The sequence below is a fragment of the Vibrio sp. 1-Bac 57 genome (assembly GCF_037546855.1).
Classification (GTDB): domain Bacteria; phylum Pseudomonadota; class Gammaproteobacteria; order Enterobacterales; family Psychromonadaceae; genus Psychromonas.
In genome coordinates, this window is record NZ_JALAAC010000002.1 from 31,067 (window position 1) to 50,444 (window position 19,378).

Annotated in this window: 14 protein-coding genes; 11 read left to right on the forward strand and 3 right to left on the reverse strand. The window is 36.4% G+C overall.

Annotation, left to right across the window (positions count from 1 at the left end; genetic code table 11):
* Positions 1-211: 211 nt before the first annotated feature.
* A complete protein-coding gene (locus MT391_RS01465) occupies positions 212-1,954 on the reverse strand; it encodes a right-handed parallel beta-helix repeat-containing protein (RefSeq protein ID WP_499496715.1) in 1,743 nt (580 codons plus the stop codon).
* Positions 1,955-2,299: 345 nt separating this feature from the next.
* Between MT391_RS01465 and MT391_RS01470 the strand changes: the two genes are divergently transcribed.
* The 5 genes from MT391_RS01470 (at position 2,300) to MT391_RS01490 (ending at position 9,142) form a co-directional block, all read left to right on the forward strand.
* Complete coding sequence (locus MT391_RS01470; RefSeq protein ID WP_499496716.1) at positions 2,300-3,220, forward strand: polysaccharide deacetylase family protein; 921 nt, start codon at positions 2,300-2,302, stop codon at positions 3,218-3,220.
* Between the two features lie 66 nt (positions 3,221-3,286).
* A complete protein-coding gene (locus MT391_RS01475) occupies positions 3,287-4,417 on the forward strand; it encodes a glycosyltransferase family 4 protein (protein WP_499496717.1) in 1,131 nt (376 codons plus the stop codon).
* A 2-nt stretch (positions 4,418-4,419) separates the two neighbouring features.
* Positions 4,420-5,556, forward strand: coding sequence for a glycosyltransferase family 4 protein (locus tag MT391_RS01480; protein ID WP_499496718.1), 1,137 nt, complete (start codon positions 4,420-4,422; stop codon positions 5,554-5,556).
* Between the two features lie 28 nt (positions 5,557-5,584).
* Positions 5,585-7,063, forward strand: coding sequence for an exosortase C-terminal domain/associated protein EpsI (locus MT391_RS01485; protein ID WP_499496719.1), 1,479 nt, complete (start codon positions 5,585-5,587; stop codon positions 7,061-7,063).
* Between the two features lie 108 nt (positions 7,064-7,171).
* Positions 7,172-9,142: an alginate lyase family protein gene (locus MT391_RS01490; protein WP_499496720.1), complete on the forward strand. Its 1,971-nt coding sequence runs from the start codon at positions 7,172-7,174 to the stop codon at positions 9,140-9,142.
* 102 nt (positions 9,143-9,244) lie between these two features.
* On the opposite strand, the gene MT391_RS01495 is transcribed toward MT391_RS01490, so the two are convergent.
* Positions 9,245-10,357: a GNAT family N-acetyltransferase gene (locus tag MT391_RS01495; RefSeq protein WP_028867368.1), complete on the reverse strand. Its 1,113-nt coding sequence runs from the start codon at positions 10,355-10,357 to the stop codon at positions 9,245-9,247.
* 196 nt (positions 10,358-10,553) lie between these two features.
* Here MT391_RS01495 and MT391_RS01500 point away from each other — a divergent pair, with 196 nt between their 5' ends.
* Together MT391_RS01500 and tyrA are read left to right on the forward strand one after the other, a co-directional pair.
* Entirely contained in the window at positions 10,554-11,621 is a 1,068-nt protein-coding gene (locus MT391_RS01500) for a 3-deoxy-7-phosphoheptulonate synthase (protein ID WP_499496721.1), read from the forward strand.
* 10 nt (positions 11,622-11,631) lie between these two features.
* The gene (tyrA, locus tag MT391_RS01505) at positions 11,632-12,762 is read left to right on the forward strand and encodes a bifunctional chorismate mutase/prephenate dehydrogenase (protein WP_499496722.1); all 1,131 of its coding nucleotides are present in this window, start codon (positions 11,632-11,634) and stop codon (positions 12,760-12,762) included.
* Positions 12,763-13,075: 313 nt separating this feature from the next.
* Here tyrA and hpf read toward each other — a convergent pair whose 3' ends face one another.
* On the reverse strand, positions 13,076-13,486 hold the full coding sequence (gene hpf, locus MT391_RS01510; protein WP_028867371.1) for a ribosome hibernation-promoting factor, HPF/YfiA family: 411 nt from the start codon (positions 13,484-13,486) through the stop codon (positions 13,076-13,078).
* A gap of 322 nt (positions 13,487-13,808) precedes the next feature.
* Here hpf and MT391_RS01515 point away from each other — a divergent pair, with 322 nt between their 5' ends.
* The 4 genes from MT391_RS01515 to MT391_RS01530 are packed head-to-tail and all read left to right on the forward strand — an operon-like array spanning position 13,809 to position 19,340.
* Complete coding sequence (locus MT391_RS01515) at positions 13,809-15,623, forward strand: extracellular solute-binding protein (protein WP_499496723.1); 1,815 nt, start codon at positions 13,809-13,811, stop codon at positions 15,621-15,623.
* The gene (locus tag MT391_RS01520) at positions 15,623-16,702 is read left to right on the forward strand and encodes a microcin C ABC transporter permease YejB (RefSeq protein ID WP_499496724.1); all 1,080 of its coding nucleotides are present in this window, start codon (positions 15,623-15,625) and stop codon (positions 16,700-16,702) included. Before MT391_RS01515 ends, MT391_RS01520 begins: the two co-directional genes overlap by 1 nt.
* Positions 16,702-17,751 (forward strand): ABC transporter permease, encoded by a 1,050-nt coding sequence (locus MT391_RS01525; protein ID WP_037070784.1) that lies wholly within the window; start codon positions 16,702-16,704, stop codon positions 17,749-17,751. The genes MT391_RS01520 and MT391_RS01525 overlap by 1 nt, the downstream gene beginning before the upstream one ends.
* Entirely contained in the window at positions 17,748-19,340 is a 1,593-nt protein-coding gene (locus tag MT391_RS01530) for an ABC transporter ATP-binding protein (protein WP_499496725.1), read from the forward strand. The genes MT391_RS01525 and MT391_RS01530 overlap by 4 nt, the downstream gene beginning before the upstream one ends.
* Positions 19,341-19,378: the final 38 nt, after the last annotated feature.

Genomic DNA, 19,378 nt, shown 5'->3' on the forward strand with positions numbered 1-19,378 from the left:
GGCACAATTAAATATTATTTAAATGGAACTTATAGAACAAGTTTTAACGATGCAATTTTAATTTAATAAATTTCTGATTATTGAAAATCCTTTATTTTAGTCTTCATAAACCAATGCCTGCATTTTGCAATAGGTAAAGGTATGAATTAAACAATCTTCATTAGTTGGATGCTTTCATTTAACAAAGATTATTTAACTTTTTGTTTGTATCTTAAGGGGCTACTTTTATAGTTACGCCACTTGGATTATTAGGTTTACTTGAAATATTTATATCAGGGTTTGTCCCATCCATTTCAAATGGCCCAATGTCCACTGAATATCCTTCAATTCTTGAATTATTTAGTATGTCTTTATCTAGTTTTATTGTGGAATTTGTTGCAACTGCAAGCTCTGTATTCAATTCTGTAAAAACATCATCACCAACATCCCATAATATTGATTCATTAAAACCTTCTGAAATAAGGCTGTCTATATCTAATGGTGTATTTTCAAACATTCCTGAGTAATTTTTACTTATTACCCCTTTATTTTCAACTTTATTATTTAAATGGTCATCTAAGGTAAATAAGGTAGTAATAACTGTACTTTTAAACTTGATATTTAATTCGTCAGATGGGAAAAAATTGTGTGATAAAGTTAAACTTGGCTGTTCATCATGATGTTCTGTCCATATATGATAGCCTTGTTGATTGTCTTTATGTCCATTATCAACTTTTGCTATCACGTTATTTTTAATTTTAGTGGTTCCCGATGTTGCTGAAATGTTAATTCCATTCGGTGTGTTATAAGTTAAATTATTATAGATGAAACGCTCGTCACCTCCCTGTATATGAATGCCCGCGCTTTCCCAGGCCGAGGAAGTGCCGATATTAGACTCGGTGTGAACGTCATATATAATGTTTCCCACTATATATACTTTAAAAGATACATTATCTATATTACTAGTACTTGCTATGCGAATCCCATACTCTACATCGCGTATACGATTATTAATAATCCATAATCCTTTAGGTTCATATTGAGCACCTAATCCTTTGGCTGGAGACCATGCTGTACTTATAATATCATGCACATAGTTAGTTGAAAAAACCACATTTGTTGCATATTTCACCCATAAACCAGATTGTCTGACATTAAAAAATTCATTTTTACCTGCATATATGTTGTGGCTAGCATCAACAGGTGGTCGTGGATTTATTTGTAAACCGCTTCCTGATGCATTATATCCAGTATTTTCAAGTATCCATACATTAGATGTGTACCCAGTTGACGCCATTAAGCCTGCATCAATATCTGTAGTTGAATTAATATCTCCAGCATCACTTATTGTATTTTTATAAAGAACTACATTTGTTGATTGGCTGCTTTCAGCTCCTTTTACAGATAAAAGTTCTCCATTTTTCATATCTAGAGTTCCTATCACTGTGCTATTTTTTACAACAATATTATTTGCGGGGTAACCAGAGGCTAAAGAACCAACTTGTATTTTTGAATTTTCTGTTACATTTAATTTAGTAAGATAAACATTGTCTCCCCACACAAGAACAGTCGATTTAGTGAAGTTAGCTTGTTCATCTTGTGCAGTAGTAACCCAGACTGGTCCTGATTGATTAGCAACCCATGGCTCATTACTACCTGTTCCATAAATTTTAATCGCTCCGCCACTAGCATATGAGTAATTTCCACTGATTTCTACATAAGACCCTTGTGGCAAAACTTGGGGGATTGTCTTTCTAGGGGCGTCAGGAGTTCCATATTTTAAGGAGTCATTACCTTTATCATATTTAATGTAATAGTATCCTGCTTGTTCAACTGTCCAATTAGATGGGCGATCAGGTGCTTCTTGTGTGAAGTTTATATTTGTATCTGGTATGCCTACTGGCATAATATAGTTGCTTGCAAATGAATATGAGCTAAACATTGCGATAATTAATAAAACAATTTTACTTTTCATTCTTATCTCCTCGAGTTAGGGGCTTTTGTTCGTTAGAAGTTTAGCAGTGTTTTATTTATTTGCCTTGTCATAATAACAATCGAGTGATAATGCCGCTATCCAGCCCTCTATTTTCAATTCACAACTTGCGTTTTCAGACTAAATTCAGGACTTATTTTTTATGGTGTTTTTGGGAGTTCATAGGCATTATTCATATTGTATATTATTTGTAACCTGTTCTAACTCATACATAACGGTGGCATTCGAATGAAGACGATAATGAAATGTTTTTTTTTATTTTTACTCAATAATTTAGGTATTCTAAAATTTTTACATTTTAAAAATCGAAAAAAAATATGTGTGTTAATGTTACATGGTGTTATGGCTCCGCACAATCAAACGACTTGGATCCCTTTAAGACCTCAGTTATCCCCAACAGAATTAGAAAGAATACTCCGAATATTGTCGGATTTTTATCAATTTATAACGGTTGATCAAGCGTCGGACATGCTCTCTGGAAAAATTCCGCTTGTTGATAATGCAATGCTTATTACTTTTGATGATGGTTATCGTAATAATTTAGACTTCGCATTACCTATCTGTAAAAAATTCAATATTAAACCCATTCTATTTGTTGTAACAGACCATGTTGATTCTCAATTACCTTTCTGGTTCGATCGCTTAGATTATGCATTGCAACAAAATATGGGGGAGTTAATAACATTTTCATTCAAAGGGAAAAAATACAGTTTCGATGCTACTTCACGAAAAGCCCTAATTCAAAGTTTTAAAGAGTTCAGGGATAACTGTAAAGCTGAATTTACTAATGATATTAAAATGGGGCAATTGTTTACCGCACTTTCTGAATTTCTTGAAGTTCGTTCTGGTATGGCGTTAAAAGACTTGTCAGAACACGATGATTGGACGGGAATTGTTTCTTGGAAGCTGTTGAATGAAGCTGTTAAAGCTGGTGAATTAGATATAGGGAGCCATACTGTTAATCATTGGCGTTTGGATAGTCTATCCGAAGAAACCCTTGAATCACAACTAACTCAATCAAAAATATGTATTGAGACTGAATTGTCAGTAAAATGTCATTATTTTTGCTATCCTAACGGAAATTATAACGTTACAGCGACCTCTTTAGTCAAAAAAAGTGGCTATAAAGCAGCATTCTCAACTGATGTTGGGTTATGTAAATCAAAGGATGATTTAATGACGTTAAAGCGTTTTAATTTTCCTTCACATAAGACAAAAGCTGCATTAATGTATTTACTTAATTCTTGATTATAAATATAAGTTATCTATGTTTATTTATCGAATCCACCCATATTATTAAGGTTAAAAATTATCATGTTAAATATATGTCTTGTTGCTCATTTTGCATATGGAGCTATTACTGGCGGTAGTCAGGGCTCAATCGGGGGGGTAGAAAGGCAAACTAGTTTAATGGCTAAATGGTTAGTTGCAAGAGGGCATAAAGTTTCTTTATTAACCTGGTCAGAAGGATCAGAACAAGATGAAGTAATTGATGGGATTCATGTTATAAAAATTTGTCCAATTGACGATGGGTTACCCGGTATTAGATTTTTTCATCCAAGGTGGACTGGCTTGATTAGCGCAATGAAACGGGCTGATGCTGATGTATATTATCAGAATTGTGGTGAATACATTACTGGGCAAGTTGCTATGTGGTGTAAGCGAAATAATAAAAAATTCTTATACTCATTGGCTAATGACTCCGATGCAGATGTTAAAATGCCGGTAATGAAAACTTATCGTGAGCGGATACTATATCGATATGGCCTTTTAAATTCTGACTATATCCTCTCTCAAACTAAGAAACAGATGAAATCTTTAAAGGAGGGGTTTAATTTAGATTCTGAAATTATGCCAATGCCATGTCCTGGGCCAAACAATGATGAATATCAGAAATTAATATTCAATAAAGATAAACCATCCATTTTATGGGCTGCACGTATTCATAAAAGCAAGCGTTTAGAGTTGTTTTTAGAAGTTGCTAAAGAGATACCTGAATATCAGTTTGTCGTTGCTGGCAGCACTCCAAGAGAAGATGATTATTTTAAAGGTCTTTTGAATACAATGAATGCATTACCTAATTTAACTTATTTGGGGATGGTTTCACGTAAAGACATGCGAAACTTATATCATAATAGCACTGTGTTTTGTTGTTCTTCAATTTATGAAGGATTCCCTAATACCTTTTTAGAGGCTTGGAGCCAAGGATTACCGATCGTTTCGACATTTGATCCTGATTATTTGATTCGAGACAGAGAGCTAGGTTTCGAAGCGATTACAAAAGATGACCTTGTTCGAGGTATTAAAAAGCTTTGTTCAGATCAAACGTTGTGGCAACAACACTCTGATAATTCAAGGGAATATTATCAAAAAAATCATTCTGTTGATCAGGTGATGGAAAGGTTTGAGGCTATATTTACTGACCTTTCTAATAAAGGTTCTTAAAAATGGCAATCAAACTCGCATTTATAACGCAATTCCCGATTGATATAAATAGACCTCATGGCGGAGTTGAAGCGGTCAGCGTGAACCTTATTCCGTCTTTATCTAAATATTCAGAATTTGATATTCATGTCGTTACTTTATGTGCCAGCACTCAAAAAGCGACTATTACCAATGTTGGCAATGTAACTATTCATCGTTTACCTAAGCCTGCAGGCAGTGAACTTAAAAATGCGCTAGGCGAAGGTAAAACATTAATTGAAAGCAAGGTAATAAGCCTTTCACCTGACTTGATTCATGTACATGATACCTACGGTATTATGGTTAATGAGCTTTTGATTCCTAAAGTGTTTACGGTACATGGTTTTATCTATGCTGATACCTTATTAGCGAAGGGAAAGTTTAAATTCTTACGCTCTAAAATATGGGAGTTTATCGAGAAAAGAAGTTGGTCAAAGCAACCTAATATTATTTCAATTAGTCCTTATGTTCGGGAAAGATTAAGTGGTGTTACCAAAGCAAATATATTTGATATCGATAATCCTATTTCAGATTCATTTTTTAAATTAAATAGGGAAGAAGTGGCTGGTACTATTTTTACCTCTTCAGTACTTACTCCTCGTAAAAACCCTATTCAATTAGTTAAAGCGGTTGCCTTGTTAGTTAAAAAGGGTATTAATGTACAGCTGAGGATTGCTGGAAGTGTCGTTGATGAAGAATATGCCAGATTACTTGATACAACCATTAAAGATAATAACTTGCAGGACCAGGTTGTTTTATTAGGCCGAATTAATATCACGCAAATTCAAGACGAATTATGCAAAGCCTCGATATATGCATTAGCCTCTTTAGAAGAAAATTCTCCGATGGGTATTGAAGAAGCTATGGCGGTGGGAGTACCAGTGGTAACCTCAAATCGTTGTGGTATGCCCTATATGGTTAAAAATGGGGAAACAGGCTTTTTAATTAACCCCTTTGATGAAAAGGATATTGCGGCTAAATGTGAGCGTATTCTGACTAATCCTGAATTAGCGAAAAAAATGCAGGATAAATCACGACAATTAGCATTAGATTTGTATCACTCAGATCAGGTCGCAGCGAGAACTGTTGCTGTTTATCATGAAGTTTTAATGCATGAATAAAATATTAAATCGCTTTGGAGCACTTCTTTTGTTTAAAAAAAACTCTATCCATATCTTATTTTTTGTTCCCTTAGTTATTCTTTTATTAGCTAATCTTCCTGCTTTATCAACTATTTTTGATGAGTGGAATAGTGATGGTCCTTATAGCCACGGCTTTTTAGGCATATTTGTTGTTATATATGCTTTTTGGATCAAGCGTAAATCGATTACATTAAGTAAAAACACAACTACCTCCTTTATTATTTCTAGCATTGGATTGTTAGGTAGTTTACTGGTTAATCTTGTTGCTATGCTCGCTAGTATTCAGCAATTACAATTACTGGCTTTATTTTTTATTATTCTATTTCTATTTAGTGCTTTATATGGTCTTAAAACACTTCAAGCCTGTGCATTACCTTTTATCATGTTGTTTCTTATATTTCCTGTCTGGAATATTTTACAATTTCCACTGCGTGAATTATCTACTGCTGCAGGCCAATGGGGGCCAGAGTTAATTGGTATTCCGGTCGGTCGAGACGGTTACCGCTTATCAACAGCTGGTGGTTTGTTTGATGTTGAGCCTGCTTGTTCTGGTTTGGGCTTTTTCATGGTATCGGCATTATTAGCATTTTTTGTTAGTTTTATTAATAAATTATCGCAGAAAAAAACACTTACTTTTTTAATTATTTGCTTAGTTATCGCCGTGTTAGCCAATTGGTTACGTATCATTATTATTATCGTTGTTGGTACGTACACTGAGATGAATCACTTTATAGTGCATGACCACTTAACCTTTGGTTGGATTGTGTTTGCGCTTTGTTTATTGCCACTTATTTACATTGCACGTACTTACTTTGATGATAGTGCCATTGTTAATAACAAGGCAGTGGACTCGTTACCTGCAAAACAAGTAGATGTTGTTAACAAAACACATGCCCTCACTGCCATTACTTTACTTATTGTGTTTATTGCGGCGACTTACTGGATCCCTTCTCGATTTAATGAAAATTATGCGTTCACTGTGCCTACTTTAAGCAATTACGAGATGGCAGGCGAAAGCAAAAGCTATAGCCCTAATTGGAAGCCTTATTCGCAGGGGGCAAGTAAAGAGCGTTTCTTTTATTATGTAAAAAAGGATGTGGGCTTTCAAGTCTATCTGGCTGATTATGTTAAGCAAGAACAAGCTAGTGAAATGATCTTTGTAGAGAATTATCTTTACGATGATCAATTTTGGCATGATGTTGAAGATAAAAAATTATCTTTACTCGATAATCAATACTTGCAACAGGCAAACTTAGTTGTGGTTCAGCGTTCACAGGCGCGATATCGCATGATTGCATCTTGGTATGTTATTAACGGTGTGATCACGAGTGACAAAAAGAGAGCCAAACTTGCTGAAGTACAAGCTGCTTTGGTTGGTCAACCTGGCGCAACACTTATAGCCGTTGCATTAGATTACGATGCTCAAAACAGTGCGTTAGCGGAACAAACATTGAGTGAGTTTATTCATTCATATCTTAATCCTTAGTATTCATACTTTAACCCTTAGTATTCATAACTTAATCCTTAGTATTAATAATTAAAGAGTTTAACCACATAAATGCAGCCTATTACTTGGTATATCAAACGAATTAAAATGATGTCAGTTGACGAAGTCACTTGGCGAGTAAGTTCTTTAAGTGATGCGTGGATTGAACGATTACGCGTTCAGTTTAACTGGGTACCTAAAGTTCAATATACTGAGCGATATGACCCACAGGCTACGTTTAAGCCTGGCTTTAGTGTGTTTGAAGGGCAAGTCGCTGAATATGACGATGCTTGGAAAGCGCCTTTATTAGCTAAAGCTGAATCAATCATTTCGCATAAGTTAAGTTATTTTGACTTGCAAGATCATCACCTTGAATCACCTATTAATTGGCATAAAGATCATAGTGCTGGGATTTACTCAAACCTTGGTCATATTCTTTCCGTTAACTACCGTGATTTTAAGAATAATGGCGATTGTAAGTTAGTTTGGGAACCTAATCGTCATCATCAAATGGTAGTTTTAGCGCGTGCTTATAAAGTCACCGGTGAACTTAAATATGCACAGGCTGCTGTGCAGCAAATTACTCACTGGTTAGATCAAAATCCTTACGGCAAGGGGATGAACTGGCGTAGCCCGTTAGAGCTATCTATTCGCTTGATTAGTTGGGTATGGACGATTGATTTAATTAAAGATTCTGAATTATTTGTTGGTGATTTTAAAGAACGATTATTAGAAAGTGTTTTTTTACATTGTCGAGATGTAAGTGGTAAGTTTTCTCAAGGTACTTCTGCCAATAATCATTTAGTTGGCGAAGCGGCGGGTGTTTATATTGCTGCACGCTATTTCACTATGTTAAAAGATGCACCGCAATGGCAACAAAAAAGCAAAGCGGTATTAGAAAATGAAATTCAGGCACAAACCTTCAATGACGGCTGTACCAAAGAGCATGCCTTTAGTTATCAATTCTTTGTGTTTCAATTTTATCTGTTTACGGCATTAGCGGGTAAATGGAGTGAAGATGATTTTTCACCTGCGTATTGGCAAACGCTTAAGAAATTAAGCCAGTTCATCGCAATTATTGCAGAAGGTGGTGAGCATTATCCAATGTTGGGCGATCAAGATGATGGTTATGTTATTGATTTAGGAGATCATGTTCATAATATTAATGCATTATCGGATATTGTTAGCCATTTTTATGATGATGAAATCTTTGCTCAAGGTAAAAAACAACCGAGTGAATCTGCATTTTGGCTATTTAATAATAGACAACAGCCAACGACTCAAGCATCGACTAAAGAACACGAACTTAACTCATTTGCGTTTACTGACTCAGGTTATTATTTATTGCAGGCTGGCAAAGTGAGTGAAGGTAATCAAGCAAGTGTATTAGTGGATGCTGCTGAGTTAGGTTATACGGCAATTGCTGCTCATGGCCATGCCGATGCACTGAGCTGTGTGGTGCGTATTAATCGAAATGATTTGTTTGTTGATACAGGAACCTATGATTATTTTAGCTTTCCACAATGGCGTAATCATTTCCGTAAAACCCAGGCGCATAATACTGTCGAAATTGACGGCTTAGATCAGTCTGTTATGACCGGGCCTTTTATGTGGGAGTCTCATGCCCAAGCCTCTTGTTGTAAGTGGCTGCCTAGTGAATTGGGTGGCGAACTGGTCGCTGAGCACAATGGTTATCAACGTTTAGGTTCTCCGGTAACACATCAACGTAGTATTAAACTGAATGTGTTAGAAAAGCAGATTGATATTACGGACGAACTTAAAACACAAGGCCAACACGATATTGTTATTTATTTTCATTTTTCTGAAAATTGTCAGAATATTGAGATTAGTAATGGCGTTTGTCATTTGTTGTTGGGTAATGATCAAATCACCATTAAACTGCCAGAAAGAAGCTCTGTAGAGCTAATTACTGGTGTGGAGAGTGAAGATAAACAGACGCCATCATTGGGCTGGTTAAGTCGTGGTTATCATCAGAAAGTGGCTATTACTACGTTAGCTATATCTGCTCACATTAGTGAAGATAGAGCATTTACAACAAGCATCTCATGGGGTGCTTAACTGTTTTCTATTAATTACTTAATGATTAATTTCATAAGTAGAAACGTTTTTTAGTTCTCTTGAATTCAAGTGGTAAGTGCTTAAATCCTCATTAATGCCTATTTATAAGGGGTTAAAGTACCTGCCTGTTGGCCAGATAGTCATGACATTAAATATGATGTTTTTGATTGAATTTGGCCAAATCATTAAGTTATGTCCATTGCGTTTTTCAGCGAGCCAGCGTCTTTTATGATCTGTATATTGACCTAGAAAGTCGTAATCTGTAAGCCCTTCTTTTAAACACTGCTGAAAAACATGATAGCGTAAGACTTGTCCTACTCCATTTTGAAACTCAGCGTTAAAACCTTCTTGTAATGCAAAAAACTGTTCTTGATATACATAACCAATCTGCATTGCTTGGGTAATACCTTCACACTCTAATTTAGCTAAACGTAGCCAGCCCTGTTGTAATGCTCTAGGCACAAAATGAGAATAAAAGGCTGCCATTTCAGGCCTTCTTGCAAAGGAACCTTGTAAACCCGCTTTTTGCCAACGTAAATTGTGTAATGTAAATAACTCTTGTAGTTCTTCTTCGAGTTGCGCTGGGTTATCGCAGAAACTCACTTGCCATTGACCTTGTCGGCTTAAATAACCTTGCGTTTGTTTGATATTAGTGCGCAAACTTTTAGATAGAGAAGGGAGGATTTGCTCTGAGATTTTTTCTAGGTCGGTATTTGCAAATTCGACTTCACGTGATTGTTGTTTTAGTTTTTTTGTTTTATTCAAGGCTGCAATTAATGTTTCTCCACCTCTCGTCCAACTCGCAACGTTGCTATACCAAATAATATCCCAATGTGATTTTTTATGGCTTGCCACTAATGCGGACCATAGCTGTTCTTTTAAGGCGATACTATGTTCTTGTTTAACGATGAAATTGGAATACTCCGAGCCTATACCTTGGTCTCCGGCGAAACGTAGTACGTTATAATTGATACATTTGAATAGTCGATACGGTTGAATGTAGAAAGGGGCGATAGCGACAATTTGCTCTGCTTGTTTTAATATTACAAAAAATGGCTTTGTATTGGCTGAACAGGTTTTTTTCCAGCTATCAATCCATTGCCAGGTTAAGAAAATATTATCAGCATCAGATTGATGCAATAAAGTATTCCAACTTTTTTTAAGTTGATCGACTTCTGACCATGAGGTAATAATGTGGGAAGTTATTATTTGCATATCCGTATCAACACCTTAAATCTCATGAGATCAATTAAAAAAACAAAATCCTGTCCTACAGTGTAAAACAAAGCCTGTTAATTTATGTATTATTTTTGACTAAATCTGCATTTATCTGGCCTCTATCGCTTAATCACATGATCTATTATTTCGCTATGCTATGATGCTTTCATTATTAATAATGAATGAGAGCAAAATGACTACGCGACAAAATGAAAATATCCACATCCAATCAGAAACAGTTTTAATTACACCAGCAGAGCTTAAAGCCTCTTTACCGGCTTCTGATAGTGTTTATCAATTCATTCATGAATCTCGTCAAACTATTTCTAATATTGTGCATAAAAAAGACCCACGTTTCTTAGTGATTTGTGGTCCTTGTTCTATTCACGATGTTGAAGCTGCAAAAGACTATGCAACCCGTTTGAAAGAGTTACATGAACAATATAAAGATACTTTATATATTGTTATGCGTGTTTATTTTGAAAAACCACGTACTACAGTGGGTTGGAAAGGGTTAATTAATGACCCTCATATGGATGACTCATTTGATATTGAAACCGGCCTGAAAAAAGCGCGTGAATTATTGTTATGGATTTCAGAGTTAGGTTTACCTATCGCGACTGAAGCATTGGATCCAATTAGCCCACAATACATTGGCGATCTGTTTAGCTGGTCTGCTATTGGTGCACGTACCACTGAATCACAAACTCACCGTGAAATGGCAAGTGGCTTATCAATGCCTGTTGGTTTTAAAAATGGTACTGACGGTAGTCTTTCTACTGCGGTTAATGCAATGCAATCAGCTTCTGCACCACATCGTTTCATGGGTATTAATCAGTCTGGACAAAGTGCATTATTGCAAACTGCTGGTAATAAAGATGGCCATGTTATTTTACGTGGTGGTGGTGGTAAACCAAATTATGATTCAATCAATGTCGCATTAGCTGAGCAAGCATTAACTAAAGCTAAAATGGAAAATATTTTAATTGTTGATTGTAGTCATGAAAACTCTAGTAAAAATCATGAATTACAGCCATTAGTTGCAAAAAATGTTTTCCAGCAAGTAGTTGGTGGCAATAAATCTATTATAGGTATTATGTTAGAAAGTAATATTAATGCCGGTAACCAACCCGCATCGTTACCTGCTGAGCAGTTACAATACGGTGTATCAGTTACAGATGCGTGTATTGATTGGCAAACTACCTGTGAATTATTAGATGAAGCGGCAGTATTATTGAAAGATACAGTCCAGAACAAATAAGAAGTAAATTATGCCTTTAACTAAATTAAGAGATCAGATTGATGCTGTTGATCAGCAAATCATTGATTTATTAGCAGAGCGTTTACGCCTTGTAGGAGAAGTTGGCGAAGTTAAGACTAAGCATGGCTTGCCTATTTATGTGCCAGAGCGCGAAGCCGCGATGTTAGCTAAACGTCGTGAAGAAGCTGAGCAAAAAGGTGTGCCAGCCAACCTTATTGAAGATATTTTACGCCGTACCATGCGTGAGTCTTATGCTAGTGAAAATGATACTGGCTTTAAAACTGTTAATCCTGATATGAAGCGTATTGTGATCATTGGTGGTAATGGTTTGCTAGGTCAGCGTTTTGTCGAGATGTTTAAACTATCTGGCTATGACGTTGATATTCTAGGCCGTAGTAACTGGGATCAAGCTGAAGCTATTTGTAGCAAAGCGGGACTCGTTATTGTGGGTTCGCCAATTGATGTCACTGTTGATGTGATCAAGCAACTTACTTTCTTGCCTGAAGATTGTATTTTAACCGATATCACCAGTATTAAGGATTCTCCTTTAACTGAGATGTTGGCAGTCCATAAAGGTCCTGTGGTTGGTTTACACCCAATGTTCGGTCCAGATATATCAAGCTTTGCAAAACAAGTGATTGTGTACTGTGATGGTCGTGACCCAGAGAAGTATCAATGGCTGATTGACCAAATGAAAATTTGGGGCGCGCACTTGTATCCTGTTGCTGCACCAACACATGATCAGTCTATGACTTTGATCCAAGCATTACGTCATTTTACGAGTTTTGTGTACGGTGTACATTTGCAAGAAGTTGATGCTGATTTAGAGCAACTGTTAGATTTAAGCTCGCCTATTTACCGCTTAGAGCTAGCGATGGTAGGGCGTTTATTTGCACAAGAGCCTGCTTTATATGCAGATATTATATTGTCGCAAAAAAGTAACCTAACCATGATCAAGCAATACCATAAACATTTCGCGGATGCGATTGAGTTATTGGAAGCAAACAATCGTGAAGAGTTTATTGACCGCTTTAAATCTGTGACCAATTGGATGGGTGACTATTCTAAGTTGTTCCTTGATGAAAGCAGAACGATGCTTCAGCAAGTACACGATAATCGTCATTACGAAACTAAGTCATAGCATCAATTAATGTACTAGCTTATTAGGCTTATTTATTAAGCTTGATTGTTGGGACAGGCTTTATACTTAGTCATTAAACCTAGCTTCTTACTTTAGATGCTAGGTTTAACTTGATGATTGGGCTTAATGTCTAGATTTACGATGAAGCTGGTTATTAGGTCTAGCAGTTAGGTTTAGCACTTAAGTTAGTTTATTCATTGCCAAGATCGAAAAAGGAGGTGTTTAACCTCCTTTTATTTGCTTTTTTAATTATTTTTTAAACTGTTTAAGATTGTTTAAAGCTAAGAGCTTTAATTCATCTTCTTGATAACAATTATGCAGCAAACTCTTTATTTAATTTGATTTCAGCATCTGATTCAATTTCAACTTCTGGCTCTTCAATAGGCTCTCCTGAAATTTCTCCGTTACGACATAAGTCTTTACCATTATTCTTGGCACGGTTTGCTTCATCTTTATGGTTATGTTTATTTAGTTGACGTTCAATTTTTTGGAATAGTTGATTGATGGCAACATATAAATCATCATGCTCTGCGTGAGCAAAAACTTTACCGTTTGGTACACCAATAGTACCTTCAATTTTCATGCCTTTAGGCTCTTTAGTGATAATAAAATGGGGATTGATAAGAGAAGTTTGTAGTTTTTCTAATTTTTCAAAACGTTCCTCTACTTTTGCGCGCATTGTGTCTGTGATAGTCATTTGTTTGCTAGTAATTTCAATTCTCATATAGGACACCTTTTTGTTGTAACACTTGTTGTGTTCATAAATAGATTAGGCTTTTCACTGTAAATTAAAAGCGACTTAGATCACACTTTATAGCCCTTTTAGATAAACAAAGTAATTCTTTGACCTAACCATATTTTCTTAAAAAAACTTCAACTTTTACTTGTTGAAACCTAAAAGTTAGTCCACTTTGGAGTGAATAAGTTCCGCGATTTACTTCACTGTTTTTTATATCTTGTTTTTTCATTTAAAAACCTTTTATTAAACTAAGCATTTGTTATCTTTACTACTCCTATATTTTTCAACCAGTGTTGGTTTTTCTATTATGATTAATAAGCTTATACGTATCTGCCTATTTTATATGCTATTTAGTGTGAGCATTGGCGCTCAAAGTGCATCATGGAATAATGCGATTAGCATGTATGGCGATCTTAAGTATGACGCTGATTTTGAACACTTTGATTATGCCAACCCGAATGCACCAAAAGGCGGAGTATTCAAGCAAGCTAGCATTGGCAGTTTTGACTCACTAAACCCTTTTATTGTTAAAGGAAATGCTGCCAGCGGCATAACTCGTATTTATGATACGTTACTGCAACAATCAACCGATGAACCCTTTAGCTTATACGCTCTAATTGCTTCACAAGTTAAAGTCGCAGATGACTTTAGTTCTGTTAGTTTTTTAATTAACCCTAAAGCTACTTTTCAAGATGGTGAGGCTATCACCGCCAGCGATGTGAAGTTTAGTTTTGACTTATTAGTGAATGAAGGTGCACCGCATTTTAGTTCCTACTATGCAGGTGTTGAAAAAGTAACCGTTGATGCTTTATTGCAGGTAACCTTTCACTTTAAAGAGGTGGGTAACCGAGAATTACCGTTAATTATTGGGCAGATCCCAATTCTTCCAGAGCATTTCTGGAAAGATATCGACTTTTCTAAGAGTGGACTGATTGTACCTGTCGGTTCGGGGCCTTATCAAATAGAAAGTTTTGATGCCGGTAAGCAGGTTGTTTTTCAACGTGTTAAAAATTATTGGGGAAAAGACCTCGCCGTTAATAAAGGGCGTCATAACTTTGACCATATTATTGTTGATTATTATCGTGACGATTCAGTTGCTTTTGAAGCCTTTAAATCTGGCGCCTTTGATTATCGCTTAGAAACCTCTTCAAAACGTTGGTCTACAGGTTATGTGGGCGAGCAATTTAATAAACAGCACATTTTATTAGAAACGATTGCAGATAAAACGCCACAGGGTATGCAAGGTTTTTGGTTTAACTTACGAAAAGATAAGTTTAAAGATCCAAAGGTAAGGGAAGCTATTTCGCTATTATTTGATTTTGAATGGGCGAATAAAACATTATTTTATGATGCGTACACACGTATTGATAGCTTCTACTCTGGTTCAGAGTTAGCAACCCAAAGTGAGATTTCACCTGCAGAGCAAGCTATTTTATTACCTTATAAAGAACAGCTTCCAGCGTCTGTATTTCAGCCAATAAAAGCAAATAAAACATCGGGTAATGGTAATGTTCGACAACAAATGCGTGAAGCGGTGGCGTTATTGGCCGAGGCAGGTTATCAGTTAAAAGATAGTAAAATGCAAAATCAACAAGGCGAACAATTAAGCTTTGAGTTTTTACTCTATAGCAAAGACTTTGAACGCATTATTCATCCTTTTCGTCGTAATTTGCAACGTATTGGCATCAAAGCAGATATTCGTTTAGTTGATGTTTCTCAGTTTATTAATCGTTTAAATAGTTTTGAGTTTGATATGTTGTCTTTACGTAAAGGACAATCTATTTCACCTGGCAATGAACAAGCTAGCTTTTGGGGATGTAATACCGCAAATGATGCTGGGACTTCTAATTGGGCGGGTATTTGTTCTCCCGTGATTGATGCATTAACACAGCAGCTTATTATGGCCACCACACGCGAACAATTGGTAAATACAACTAAAGCCCTAGACCGTGTTTTGTTATCACAACATATGGTTATTCCGCAATGGTATTTACCGGCTTACAGGATTGCTTATTGGGATAAATTCTCTCGCCCTAAAGTTTCCCCCTATTATGCCCTTGGATTAGATACTTGGTGGCTAAAAGCTTCCTCTGGCGTGACTACTAGCGAAGGAAGCCAATAATGCATCAATATATATTAAAAAGATTACTACTGATTATTCCTACTTTGATTGGCATTATGACTTTAAACTTTTTTATAGTACAAGTCGCTCCAGGTGGTCCCGTTGAACAAGCAATTGCTAAATATCAAGGTATTGATTCCGACGCAACTTCTCGAGTGACTTCCGGCATTAATAGTGAAATAAAACAAGGCTCAAGTTACAGTAAATATCGCGGCGCACAGGGGGTTGATCCTGAATATATTGAAGCGTTAGAAAAGTTATATGGATTTGATAAACCATTGCATGAACGTTATTTTTCAATGCTTTGGCGTTATATTAACTTTGATTTCGGAGATAGTTTTTATCGGGATAAAAGCGTAATTGATTTAATTTATGAGAAAATGCCGGTATCCATCTCTTTAGGTTTATGGACGACATTACTCGCTTATCTTATTTCAATTCCATTAGGCATTAAAAAAGCCACTGCACATGGTAGTCGTTTTGATGTGTGGACAAGTACAATTGTTACTGTTGGTTATGCCATTCCAGCATTTATATTTGCGATTATGCTGGTGGTTTTATTTGCGGGCGGTTCTTATTATAGCTGGTTCCCTTTACGTGGATTAACGTCCGATAACTTTGAGCAGCTTTCCTGGTTTGGGCAAATAAAAGATTATTTCTGGCATTTAACTTTACCTATTTTTGCCAGCGTTTTAGCCAGTTTTGCTACGCTGACTATGCTTACCAAAAATTCCTTCCTTGATGAAATTAATAAACAATACGTGATCACAGCGCGCGCTAAAGGCTGTTCTAAAAATCGTGTTCTGTATGGGCACATTTTTCGTAATGCGATGCTGATAGTATTAGCGGGATTACCGGCTGCTTTAATCGGTATTTTCTTTACCGGCTCGATGCTAATTGAAGTTATTTTCTCTTTAGACGGGTTAGGGTTATTAAGTTTTGAAGCTGTCATTTCACGTGATTACCCAGTTATATTTGGCTCTCTGTATATTTTCACTTTAGTAGGATTAGTGCTTAAGTTAGTCAGCGACGTGACTTATACCTTAATTGATCCACGTATTACATTTGAGGGGCAATAATGTCTTTATTACTCGCTTGGCAACGTATTAAAAAGAATCCGAGTAACCATCAAAGGTGGGCACAATTCAAAGCTAATAAACGCGGTTATTACTCACTGTGGATTTTTAGTTTTTTATTTTTATTAAGTTTAGTCGCAGAAGTGTGGGTCAATGATAAGCCGATCATGGTGTCCTATCAGTCCAATTGGTATTTCCCAATCGTCCAAGATATTCCAGAGCAAGATTTAGGTGGTGATTTTGATATCACTACTGATTATCGCGATCCTTATATGGTGCAACAAATTAATAAAGAAGGGTGGATGATCTGGCCGTTAATTCCTTTCTACTATGATTCAATTAATTATGAGCTAACGAGTGCCGCACCCTCTAAGCCGGATGCTTTAAATTGGCTGGGCACTGATGACCAGGGGCGAGATGTCGTTGCGCGATTGGTTTATGGTTTTCGTATTTCGGTGATCTTTGCTTTATCTTTAACGCTAGTAAGCTCTGTGATCGGTGTGATTGTTGGCGCTATTCAAGGTTATTATGGCGGTAAAATTGATCTAATAGGGCAGCGTTTATTAGAAATTTGGGAAGGCTTGCCAATGTTATTTATGCTGATTATTTTAGCCAGTTTTGTTGAGCCAACGTTTACTTGGTTATTAGGCTTGATGATTTTATTTAGTTGGCCAAGTCTTGTCAGTGTAGTGCGTGCTGAATTTCTACGTGGACGCCATTTAGATTACGTTAAAGCGGCCAAAGCCCTGGGCGTAAAAGACAGTAAAATTATGTTTAAGCATATTCTGCCGAATGCAATGATAGCGACGCTAACGTTTATGCCCTATTTATTTACTGGTGCATTAACCACATTAACATCCTTGGACTTTTTAGGCTTTGGTCTGCCTTTAGGCTCTGCTTCATTGGGTGAAATGATTTCTCAAGGTAAAGAAAATTTACACGCTCCTTGGTTGGCCATTACTGCTTTTATCTCATTATCAAGCATTTTGGTGTTATTAGTCTTTATTGGTGAAGCTGCTCGTGATGCTTTTGACCCGAGGAAAACACTATGAGTGAAGCCAGTTATTTATTACAAGTTAATGACTTGTCGGTGAGTTTTGCAGAGGAACAGATAGTATCTGGCGTCAGTTTTTGCCTTGAACAAGGTAAAACATTAGCGATTGTTGGCGAAAGTGGCTCCGGCAAGTCATTAACGGCTTTATCGGTTTTACAGTTGCTACCTTACCCACATGCGCATCATCCAACGGGCGATATTATCTTTCAAGGTCAGTCACTAATGGGGAAATCTGAAAAGGTCTTAGAGGCGGTGCGCGGCAATAAAATTAGCATGATTTTTCAAGAGCCGATGACTTCCTTAAACCCTTTGCACAATATTGAAAAGCAGATTGCAGAAACTTTATTGCTTCATAAGGGACTAACGGGCAAAGCGGCACAATTACGTATTATCGAGTTGTTAGATTTGGTAGGGATCAAAAATCCACAATTACGTTTAAATGCTTATCCTCATGAGTTATCGGGAGGACAGCGTCAACGTGTGATGATTGCAATGGCATTAGCTAATGAACCAGACTTATTAATTGCCGATGAGCCTACTACTGCATTAGATGCAACGATTCAAAAACAAATTTTAAAGCTATTAAAATCGCTACAGCAACGTTTAAATATGGGGATTTTATTAATTACGCATGATTTGAATATAGTGCGTCAATTCTCTGACCATGTGTTAGTTATGTGTAAAGGCAAGCAAGTAGAATATCAACAAACAGACAGGTTATTTAAATTTCCCGCTGATGATTATACTAAAAAGCTGTTAAATGCGGTACCGACAGGCCAAATGCAAGAATTAATCGATTCAAAAGTGATTCTTGAGGCACATGACATTAATGTTAGTTTTGCAATGAAAAAGAATTTTTGGGGCAAAACGGTACAGTCATTGCAGGTGGTTAAAAATGTATCCTTAAAAATACATGAGGGTGAAACACTTGCTTTAGTCGGTGAAAGCGGTTCGGGGAAAAGCACCTTGGCACAGGCGCTATTGCAATTGAATAAAAGTACAGGGCAAGTTGTTTACTTGGGAAAAGATGTTCAGTCTTTAGCTAAAAATGATTTACAGGCTTTGCGTCAGCAATTACAAATCGTATTTCAGGATCCCTATGCGAGTTTAAGCCCAAGGATGTCGGTACAGGATATTATTGCTGAAGGCGTACATGTATTTAATCATCAACAAAAGTTAAGTGATCAAGAAATAAGTCAGCAAGTATTCCAAGTATTAACTAAAGTTGGATTAGAACAAAGTGCTGCAAGCCGTTATCCACATCAATTTTCAGGTGGACAACGTCAACGTATTGCTATAGCAAGAGCACTGATTCTAAAACCAAAATTGATTGTGTTAGACGAGCCGACATCGGCATTAGATAGAAGTATTCAAAAACAAATTATTGAGTTATTGAAAGCACTACAGCAAGAGTTTTTACTAAGCTATCTATTTATTAGTCATGACTTGTCGGTGGTGAAAGCAGTCAGTCATCGTGTATTAGTGATGAAAGCAGGTGAAATCGTTGAAGAAGGGCTAACTTCACAGTTATTTACGCAAGCAAAGCACCCTTATACACAAGAGTTGATATCTTCGACTATTCTATGAAAAGATAGTTAACATTGTGAAAGTAGAGTTAAATTTGT